The 6,344-nt window shown below is 43.3% G+C and carries 9 protein-coding genes; 8 read left to right on the plus strand and 1 reads right to left on the minus strand.

Translation table 11 applies throughout. The features are described 5' to 3' along the window. The first annotated feature begins 46 nt into the window (after positions 1-46). The gene (locus ADH92_RS06365; protein WP_003005183.1) at positions 47-703 is read left to right on the plus strand and encodes a CBS domain-containing protein; all 657 of its coding nucleotides are present in this window, start codon (positions 47-49) and stop codon (positions 701-703) included. A 289-nt stretch (positions 704-992) separates the two neighbouring features. Here ADH92_RS06365 and ADH92_RS06370 read toward each other — a convergent pair whose 3' ends face one another. After that, a complete protein-coding gene (locus ADH92_RS06370) occupies positions 993-1,880 on the minus strand; it encodes a YitT family protein (protein ID WP_049497823.1) in 888 nt (295 codons plus the stop codon). Between the two features lie 149 nt (positions 1,881-2,029). Between ADH92_RS06370 and tmk the strand changes: the two genes are divergently transcribed. The 7 genes from tmk to ADH92_RS06405 are packed head-to-tail and all read left to right on the plus strand — an operon-like array spanning position 2,030 to position 6,181. Continuing rightward, positions 2,030-2,668 carry a dTMP kinase gene (gene tmk / locus ADH92_RS06375; protein ID WP_049497824.1) on the plus strand — a complete coding sequence of 213 codons (639 nt, stop codon included), beginning with the start codon at positions 2,030-2,032 and terminating at the stop codon, positions 2,666-2,668. Further along, complete coding sequence (locus ADH92_RS06380; protein ID WP_049497825.1) at positions 2,665-3,558, plus strand: DNA polymerase III subunit delta'; 894 nt, start codon at positions 2,665-2,667, stop codon at positions 3,556-3,558. The genes tmk and ADH92_RS06380 overlap by 4 nt, the downstream gene beginning before the upstream one ends. A 9-nt stretch (positions 3,559-3,567) precedes the next feature. Then, on the plus strand, positions 3,568-3,888 hold the full coding sequence (gene yabA, locus ADH92_RS06385) for a DNA replication initiation control protein YabA (RefSeq protein ID WP_049497826.1): 321 nt from the start codon (positions 3,568-3,570) through the stop codon (positions 3,886-3,888). 2 nt (positions 3,889-3,890) lie between these two features. Next, complete coding sequence (gene rsmI / locus ADH92_RS06390; protein ID WP_049497827.1) at positions 3,891-4,748, plus strand: 16S rRNA (cytidine(1402)-2'-O)-methyltransferase; 858 nt, start codon at positions 3,891-3,893, stop codon at positions 4,746-4,748. A gap of 17 nt (positions 4,749-4,765) precedes the next feature. Next, the gene (locus ADH92_RS06395) at positions 4,766-5,347 is read left to right on the plus strand and encodes a GNAT family N-acetyltransferase (protein ID WP_049497828.1); all 582 of its coding nucleotides are present in this window, start codon (positions 4,766-4,768) and stop codon (positions 5,345-5,347) included. After that, on the plus strand, positions 5,331-5,822 hold the full coding sequence (locus ADH92_RS06400; protein ID WP_049497829.1) for a methylated-DNA--[protein]-cysteine S-methyltransferase: 492 nt from the start codon (positions 5,331-5,333) through the stop codon (positions 5,820-5,822). Before ADH92_RS06395 ends, ADH92_RS06400 begins: the two co-directional genes overlap by 17 nt. A 5-nt stretch (positions 5,823-5,827) precedes the next feature. Next, entirely contained in the window at positions 5,828-6,181 is a 354-nt protein-coding gene (locus ADH92_RS06405) for an arsenate reductase family protein (RefSeq protein ID WP_049497830.1), read from the plus strand. Positions 6,182-6,344 lie beyond the last annotated feature (163 nt).

Below are 6,344 nucleotides of genomic sequence, written 5' to 3' on the forward strand. Positions count from 1 at the left end.
TAAAATCAAGTATAATAAAACTAATAAAAGCATAGGAGAACTTGTTATGGCTGTTAAAGATTTTATGACACGTAAAGTGGTTTACATTAGTCCAGATACTACAATTGCCCACGCGGCAGATTTGATGCGCGAACAAGGTTTGCACCGTTTGCCAGTCATTGAAAACGATAAATTGGTTGGTTTGGTGACAGAAGGTACGATTGCAGAAGCAAGTCCATCTAAAGCAACAAGCTTGTCTATTTTCGAGATGAACTATCTGTTGAACAAGACTAAGGTTAAAGATGTCATGCTTCGCGATGTCATTACCGTCTCTAAATTTGCGAGCTTAGAAGATGCGACCTACCTCATGTACAAGAACAAGGTGGGAATTCTTCCAGTCGTGGACAATGACCAAGTATCCGGTGTCATCACAGACCGTGATATTTTCCGTGCCTTCCTTGAAGTATCGGGCTATGGAGAAGAAGGAGTTCGTGTTCGCTTTGTGACAGAAGATAAGGTTGGCGTTCTAGAACAAATCATTCACTTGATTGTAGAAGAAGGGTATAACATCGCCAATACAGTCAATATCCCAACCAAAGACGATCGTGTGGTTATCGAAGTCCAAATTGATGGGGTGACAGATCTAGAAGGAATCCGTAGTAAATTTGAAGCCAACGGTTTGAAAGTTGATGAAATCACTCGAACAACCGCAAAAGCTATTTAATAGAAAAAATCAGACTGGATGATCATCCAGTCTGATTTTTGTATAAAGTAACTTAATAAATTCTGTAAAAATAATTATGATTTTATTAATTATGACGTGTATTCTAAGATTTTCCGCCGTGAGAAAAGAGCATGAAACATACTTGTTTCATGCTCTCGGAATTTTTGAGACATTAGGCTCAAAAATTAGTCATGGAACTTTGTAAAAGTTCGCTGACGTCCGTACTCACCTAAGGAAAATCGTAAATAGAAAAACAAAGCTAGATGAGAATCTAGCCTTATTTTTTCTATTAACGGGTAATGGGTTGTTTTTCTTTATCTAAAGTAAAGCCTTCGCCGAGAATTTCATGGGCTTCAGAAATGGTGATGAAGGCGAATGGATCGATCTGATTGATGATGTCTTTCATTTGTTTCATCTCATTCCGTGAAACGACACAGTAGACGATATCTAGGTCCTTACGGCTGTAATAGCCCATCCCGCGGATAAAGGTAATCCCGCGACCCAGATCGTCGGATACTTTTTGGGCAATTTCTTCTGGTTTAGATGTGACGATAAGGAAGCCTTTTCCAGCAAAACCACCTTCTCCAATCAAGTCGATCACAAGGGTGTCAATCAGGATAAAGAAGAGGGTATACATAGCCGTACGGACATCTTGGAAGACAACGACAACAGTTATCAGAACAATGGCATCTACAATCAACATGAGTTTTCCCATACTGAGGGAAGTGTATTTGTTAAAGATGCGAGCGAGGATATCGGTTCCTCCAGTAGTTCCACCGGCATTGAAGATGATCCCTAGACCTAAACCAAGGACAACCCCTGAGGCGATACAGGCAAGCAGAATATCTCCTTTAAAGGCTGTAAAGATAAAGTGATGGTAGCGGTGGCTGAGGGGTATGGCTTCAAAAATCGCCATCCAAGCGGAAACCGAGAAAGTCCCCAGTAAGCTCAGGTAAAGAGATTTCTTGCCCAGCAGTTTCCAAGCCAGAATGAAAAGAGGGATATTGATTAGCAAGTTCATGATGGATACGGGGATTTTGAAGAGGTAATAGGTGATCAAGGTAATCCCTGTCGCTCCTCCTTCATAGAAGTGAAAAGGAATGACTAAAAAATAGATCCCAAACGAAAAAATGCCGGCCCCCAAGATGATAGCCAGAATATCTTTAAATTTAAACATGATAGGTTGTCTCCTAAAACTTTATAAGAACATTGTAACAAAAAAGTGAAAAAATGAAAATGACTTTGAAAAATTTTCTCTCCTAAAATACAAGATTTTTACCCTTATTTTTGGTAAAATAAAAAGAAGAAAACTAGAAAGAGGATACTATGGTAAACGGTACATTAATTTCATTTGAAGGTCCAGAAGGAGCGGGGAAATCATCGGTCCTAGAAGCCGTTTTGCCTCTACTTGAAGAAAAAGGAATTCCTTTTATTACAACCCGTGAACCAGGCGGTGTAGACATTGCAGAAAAGATCCGCCAAGTCATTTTAGATCCAGACCATACTAGTATGGATGCCAAGACCGAGTTGTTGCTCTATATTGCTAGTCGCCGGCAGCATTTGGTGGAACGTGTCTTGCCAGCCCTAGCAGCTGGGGAAATCGTCTTGATGGACCGCTTTATTGATAGCTCGGTCGCTTATCAAGGGTATGGTCGCGGTCTGAGTGTGGAAGATATCGAGTGGCTCAATCAATTTGCGACAGATGGTCTTAAACCAGATCTCACCCTTTACTTTGATCTGGATGTCGAAGAAGGGCTCGCTCGAATTGCCAAAAACCAAGAGCGGGAAGTCAATCGTTTGGATTTGGAAGGTTTGGAGCTTCACCAAAAAGTCAGACAGGGTTATTTAGCCTTGTATGAAAAGGAACCAGAGCGCATTGTGAAAATCGATGCCAGTCAATCCTTTGAAGCAGTCTTTGCGGATGTCTTGGCTGTTTTAGAAAATCGCTTGGGGATATTGAAATGAAGCTAGAAGAGATCCAACAGCTCCAGCCAGAATTGGTGGAGCGCTTCACCCAGATCTTAGAACACAAACATCTCAGTCATGCTTATCTCTTTACAGGTTCTTTTGCCAGTTTTGAGATGGCCCTCTTGCTAGCTCAAAGTCAATTTTGCGAAAATTTGCAGGGAGTCTGGCCTTGTGGCAAATGCCGTTCCTGCCGCTTGATTGCCGAAGAAGAATTCTCAGACGTAAAGATCGTGCGTCCAGTCAACCAGATCATTAAGACTGACCGCATTCGCTCGCTGGTTCAAGATTTTTCTCAATCAGGATTTGAAGGCAGTCGGCAGGTCTTTATCGTCCAAGATGCGGATAAGATGCATACCAATGCGGCCAACTCTCTCTTAAAAGTCATGGAAGAACCCCAGAGTGAGATCTATCTCTTCTTGTTGACATCCGATGAAAACTTGATCTTACCGACCATCAAAAGTCGGGCCCAGCAGGTCCATTTTCCTAAAAAGCAAGCCTACCTAACCGAACTGCTAGAAAAAGAAGGCTTGATTAAATCACAGGCAAATTTAGTAGCTCGTTTTAGTTTTAGTCTCGAAGAAGCAGAGCAACAAAAAAAGAATGCTACGTTTTTTGAACTGGCCAAAATTTGTGATCAGTTCATCGAACGTTGTCAATCCAATTTGAATCGTGCCTATTTGGAAGTGACCCGCTTAGTGAGCCTAGCAGATGATAAGGAAAAACAAAGCCAGGCCTTTCGTTTGATGGAGTTGGCTTTAGAAGAGCAGTTGCGCTTGAACAGATCCCAGCAGCTACTGGGAAAATTGAGTCTTGCTCGCAGGATGTGGAAGGCCAATGTTTCTTTTCAATATGCTCTAGAATATATGGTTTTGAGCTTAGAAAGTTAAGGAGTCAGAATGAATAAAAAAGAATTATTTGATGCTTTAGACGGCTTTTCTCAGAATTTGTTGGTCACCTTGGCTGAAGTCGAAGCCATCAAGAAAAATTTGAAACAAGTCATCGAAGAAAATACAGCTCTTCGCTTAGAAAATGATAAATTGAGAGAGCGTTTGGGGGAAGTTGAGAAGACCTCCTCCACAAAGTCACAACACCATGGCCGTGAAAATTTGCAACGAATTTACAATGATGGTTTTCATATTTGTACTTATTCCTACGGCCAACGCCGTGAGAACGATGAAGAGTGTATGTTTTGTGACGAGTTGTTATTTAGGGAGTAAGCATGCAGATCCAACGAAGTTTTAAAGGGGAAAAGAAAACAGGGGTCCTCTACCTGGTTCCAACACCGATCGGCAATCGTGAAGATATGAGTTACCGCATGGTCCAGACCTTAAAGGATGTGGACTTGATCGCAGCTGAGGATACCAGAAATACAGGCCTCTTGCTCAAGCATTTTGAGATTAGGACTCCCCAGACTAGTTTTCATGAGCATAATGCCCAGGAGAAAATTCCAGATCTGATCGCTCATCTAGAATCTGGAAAAGATTTGGCGCAGGTCTCAGATGCAGGACTCCCAAGTATCTCTGATCCTGGTCATGATTTGGTTAAGGCAGCGATTGAACGCGAGATTCCTGTCGTAGCTGTTCCTGGTCCAAGTGCAGGGATTACTGGCTTGATTGCCAGTGGCCTAGCCCCTCAACCTCATATTTTTTATGGATTTCTACCTCGCAAAGAGGGGCAACAAAAGGCCTTTTTCCAAGAAAAAGTGGCCTATCCGGAGACCCAGATCTTTTATGAGTCGCCCCATCGGGTGAAGGCGACCTTAGAGAATATGTTGGCTGTCTATGGGGATCGTCCGGTTGTCTTGGTTCGTGAATTGACCAAGATCTACGAAGAATATACTCGTGGCAGTATTTCTGAGTTAGTCGCATTTCTGGAAGAAAATCCCCTCAAAGGGGAGTGCCTCTTGATCGTCGAAGGAGCCAAAGAAGAAGAGTTAGACTTAGAAGAGGTTGACTTGATCCAAGAGATCGATACCTTGGTCCAAGAGGGCATGAAGAAGAATCAAGCAATCAAACAGGTCGCCAAACAATACGGCCTGCAAAAGAGTGAGCTTTATGCTCGTTACCATCAAGAGTAGGAAAGGTTGGAAGCAGGATGGAAATTAGAATGGCTTATCCAAATGAGATCCAGCGAATTATGGAAATCATCCAAGATGCTAAGGAAAGCCTGGCTCAAAGACAGGTCGATCAGTGGCAGGATGGTTATCCAGATGAAGAGATCATTTTTGAGGATATTCTAGAAAGTCGCGGCTATGTTGCCGTTGAAGATCAGGAAATCGTCGCCTATGCTGCCGTCCACAAGGGAAATGAAGCAGCCTATAATGAGATTTACGAGGGCAAGTGGGAGCATGATAACTATATGTATATCACGTTTCACCGCGTCGCTGTGGCCAAAGAAGCTGCTGGCAAGGGGGTGGCTCAGACTTTCCTTCAAGGCTTAATCGAAGGTGAAAAAGGGCCTGATTTCCGTTGCGATACGCATCCGGATAATCTGGTCATGCAACATTTGCTTGAAAAATTAGGCTACCATTATTGTGGAAAGGTCCCAATTGATGGCGTCCGTCTGGCTTATCAAAAGATCAAACGAAAAGCAGAAACCAGTTTGTTCCAAGTGGTCTCAGAAGAGGACCGCTGGGACCAAAGAGCAGAGGCGGCCTACAATGACACTCTATCTTAAACAATTCTATGAGAGCCCTATGGGCCTTCTTTCGATCATTGTCAGTAAGGAAGGCCTTGTAGAGCTTGATTTTTATGATTCAAAAGAGGAGGCGCCTGATCCCTATGGGGCGCTGGAGCAGTTCCATCCCTACCATGAGAAGGTGAAGGAGTGGTTGGACCATTATTTTGCTGGGGCCCCAATTCCCATCAGCTTTCCATTAGTGCCAAAAGGAACAGCCTTTCAAGAGCGGGTATGGCAGTTGTTGCGAGAGATCCCCTATGGTGAGACTAAGACCTATGGCCAGCTGGCTCAGGATCTTTCTTGTGGTTCTGCTCAGGCCGTGGGACAAGCAGTTGGGTGCAATCCCTTGACAATTCTAGTCCCTTGTCACCGCGTGATGGGAAAAAATGGAGAATTGACAGGCTATGCGTCTGGACTCGATCGCAAAGGCTGGCTCTTACAACACGAAGGAATTACCTGGAAGGAGAAATGAAATCGATGTATACCTTTATTGAATACCCAAAATGTTCGACTTGTCGAAAGGCTAAATCAGAATTGGACGGTCTCCAATGTGAGTTTCAGAGCCAAAATATTGTAACCGAAACACCGACTAGTCAAGAATTACAGGACTGGATGGCAGCGTCTGGCCTACCGATCAAGTCTTTCTTCAATACTAGCGGGATGAAATACCGTGAACTCGGTTTGAAAGATAAGGTGGATCAACTGACACTGAAAGAAGCGGCAGATCTCCTTGCTTCAGACGGTATGCTGATCAAGCGACCTCTGCTTGTCAAAGACGGAAAAGTTGTTCAAGTGGGCTACCGGAAACCTTACGCAGACTTAGGTTTGTAAAAGAAAAGGGAGTTGGATTTTCTTCAGATCTATAATAAAAGTATGCCAGAAGCTTTCCTTAGGTGAGTACGGACGTCAGCGAACTTCTACGAAGTTCCATGACTTAGTTTTGAGCCTGAGGTCTCAAAACTCCCGAGCGCTTGAAATTTAATAGTTCAAGCGC

The organism is Streptococcus parasanguinis (genome assembly GCF_001073155.1).
GTDB lineage: Bacteria > Bacillota > Bacilli > Lactobacillales > Streptococcaceae > Streptococcus > Streptococcus parasanguinis_D.